This window comes from Micromonospora craterilacus, from assembly GCF_003236315.1.
GTDB lineage: Bacteria > Actinomycetota > Actinomycetes > Mycobacteriales > Micromonosporaceae > Micromonospora > Micromonospora craterilacus.
This window is the reverse complement of sequence record NZ_POTY01000556.1, coordinates 1-462: the sequence shown is the minus strand read 5'-3', so window position 1 is coordinate 462 and position 462 is coordinate 1. Positions and strand designations below refer to the sequence as shown.

The 462-nt window shown below is 64.9% G+C and carries 1 protein-coding gene; it reads right to left on the bottom strand.

Annotated features, from left to right (window positions below; all coding sequences use genetic code 11):
* A partial coding sequence (locus C1I95_RS34405; RefSeq protein WP_199524053.1) for a serine hydrolase occupies positions 1–387 on the bottom strand: 387 nt, incomplete at its 3' end.
* Positions 388–462: the final 75 nt, after the last annotated feature.

Here is a 462-nt window from a genome sequence, read left to right as displayed (position 1 = left end):
GTGCCGGGCCAGGACGTTCGCGGCGTCGGCGCCCGACGGGAGCATCAGGGCGTACAGCAGGTCCCTGACGGTGAAGCGCTCACCGGCGCGCAGACCGGCGGTGGCGGCGCCGCCGCGGGCGGCGTACCTGACGTCGATGGCGTCGACCCTGATGACGTCGCTCAACTGCGCCTCGCTGAGCACGACGTACGCGGTCATGACCTTGACCAGACTCGCGACCGGCATGCGTTTCGTGTGCCGTTTGCCGTAGTGGACCGTTCCTGCGGAGTCGATGACGTACGCGGACTTCGCCCCGACGTGCGGGGCCTCCACGGCGGCCACGGCGGGGGAAGAGAACCCCACAAGCGTGGCGACTACGACAGAGCTGATGAAACCCCCAATACGCATGACAATCATGGTGACAGGCGATCAAGGTTTCGTTTGCTTAATTCAGCTATGAGTCGCTATCAGACGGGGGTAAAT